Below are 2531 nucleotides of genomic sequence, written 5' to 3' on the forward strand. Positions count from 1 at the left end.
GTTGGCGGTGACCCAGCTCGTCGGGACATTGGCGAGCCCGTCGAAGAAGCCGCTGTTGGTGAAGGCGCCCGACGCGCCGAGCGCGGTGAGCGGGATCGGCGCGCCGTTGCTCAGCGGGACGCCGGCATCCTGCGTGCGCACCCAGCTGTCGGCCTTGCGCGCATCGTAGCGGATCCCCGCCTTGATGCGGCGCAGGAAGCCGCTGTCCCAATTATAGTCGCCGTCGAGCGTGAAGGTCGCGGCGCTGCCGGTGTCGCGATTGGCGTTGTCGTACAATTCGCCGAGCGTCCATTGGCCCGGATCGGTGAGCACGCCGCTGTTGGCGAATTTGTACGACGGGATGCCGCCGCCGGCGTTGAAATCGACATCGACGTCGAGCCCGGGGCGATAGGTGCGCATCGCGAAGAAGGTCTGGCGGTTCTTGCTCGTCTGATAGGCTAGATCGGCGACGATCTTGCCGCGCCCGTCGCCCACGTCCCATTTGCCGTTCAGGGCATAGACGAAGCTGTCGGTGCGATTGGTCGCGTAATCGCCGCTGTTGAAGCCCGCGACATTGCCGACCTGGCGCGACTTGACGATATTGGTGCCCGGATAGAGCTGGATCGTCGATCCGGGATTGTTGCCGAGATTGCCCCACCAGTCGACGAAGCTGAACATCAGATCGTTGTAGGTCTTGCCGCGGAAGCCCGAATAATAGAATTCGGCGGTATAGACCGAGCTGCTGTTCGGCGCCCATTGCAGCGCGACATTGACCGACGGCCGCTCGCGTTCGCCGTACAGGTCGGTGCTGAACACCGCGTCGCGCGACAGATAATAAGGCACGTCGACGCCGTTGATATTGAGCGTCGAACCCGGCGCGGTGGGCAGGCCGGCATTGGTGCCGACCGGCCAACCGCCGAAGATCCGCTGCAGCGGGGTGAAGCCCGAGCCGGCGGGCGGGTTTTCGGTCGCGAACGGCACGAATGCGCCCGCGGTCACGCTCTGTGTGCGGTAGCGGCTCTTGTTGTAGCTGCCGTTGACAAGCAGGCCGATGTCGCCGATCCCGGTGGTCCAGCGATCGCTGATCAGCAATGCGGCGTTGGGGTCGATCTTGTCGGACTGTTCGTTATAGACGCCACGCGCCAGCGCCGAGATGGCGAAGCCGTTGAAATCGAACGGACGGCGCGTCTTGATGTCGACCTGGCCGGCGAGCCCGGTCTCGAGCTGGTCGGCGGCGCGGGTCTTGTAGATGTCGACCGACTTGATCAGGTTCGCCGAAACGTCCTGCAGCGCGAAGGACTGGCCCGCCGCGGTGAAGATGTTGCGCCCGTTCAGGGTCGTCACTGGATCGGGCAGCCCGCGGATCGAGATCGTCCCCGCCTCGCCATTGCCACGATCGGTCACCTGGACGCCGGTGACGCGCTGCAGCGCCTCGACGACATTGTTGTCGGGCAGCTTGCCGACGTCTTCGGCGACGATCGAATCGACGATCTGGGTCGATTGCTTGCGGACGTTGAGCGCGCCGACGATCGAGGCGCGCACCCCGGTGACGACGATATCGTCGCCGGCCGTCGCATCGGTGTCCGCCGCGGCGGTCTGCGCCAGCGCCGGGCCCGCCAGCAGCAGCGAGAGCAGGGAAACCGACCCGAGGATAATGGGCTTGCGATTCATGGAGACCTCCCCAGAGAATGCCGTTCGTTCGCGGCTATTAGTCCGACAAATTAGAATCGCGCATTGGCACCGCGGACGAGGGAGGTCAAGCGACTCCAGCGTGGAATCGCGATAAATAACTCGGAGTAGGAGAGAAGCGTGGCTGCGCGGCCACAGGTGAGATGCGGGCTGATCGGGCTCGCCCACGCTCCGTTCGCCCTGAGCTTGTCGAAGGGCTGTCTTTCTTCGTCGGAAGAAAGCGGCAGGGCTTCGACAAGCTCAGCCCGAACGGCGGGAAGGAACGCGGGCGATCACTACCAGCGCAGCACCCCGTTCGCCACCGGCGCGCCGAAATCGGGCGTCCCGTCGGCGCGATAATCGATCGGCTGGGCGCGGGTGTGGCGATTGGGATCGAACAGCGGATCGCCCTCGATCTTCTCGTAATCGCGCGCGTGATAGACCAGAATGTCGCGCCCGCGCTCGTCGGTGGTGAAGCTGTTGTGCCCCGGCCCCCACACCTTGTGCTCGGGCGAGGATTTGAACACCGGCACCGGCGATTTGGCCCAATTGGCCGGGTCCATGATGTCGGCATCGTCGCGGCAGGTGAGCATCCCCATGCAGTAACGCGCGTCGGTTGCGCTCGCCGAATAGGTCATGAACAGCCGGCCATTGCGCGCCAGCAGCGCGGGCGCCTCATTGACCTTGAAGCCCTGAATCTCCCAGTCGAGCGTCGGCACCGAGAGCCGCGCCGGCTTGGCGGCGAGCGTCAGCGGGGTGGCGAGCGGGGCGAGATAGAGGTTGGAATTGGTCTCGATCCCCGGTTCGCGCTGCGCCCAGGCGAGATAGCGCCGGCCGCGGTGGACGAACGAGGTCGAATCGAGCGTGACCGTATCCCATTCGGT

Annotated in this window: 2 protein-coding genes; both read right to left on the reverse strand. The window is 65.1% G+C overall.

The annotated features are described in order from the left end of the window. Positions 1–1650: TonB-dependent receptor plug domain-containing protein (locus tag BGN95_RS18340; protein WP_286773583.1), on the reverse strand; the 1650-nt coding region annotated here is incomplete at its 3' end. A 293-nt stretch (positions 1651–1943) separates the two neighbouring features. After that, a partial coding sequence (locus BGN95_RS18345; protein ID WP_286773584.1) for a glycoside hydrolase family 43 protein occupies positions 1944–2531 on the reverse strand: 588 nt, incomplete at its 5' end.

Origin of the sequence: Sphingomonas sp. 66-10 (assembly GCF_001897045.1) — a bacterium.
Lineage (GTDB): Bacteria > Pseudomonadota > Alphaproteobacteria > Sphingomonadales > Sphingomonadaceae > Sphingomonas > Sphingomonas lycopersici.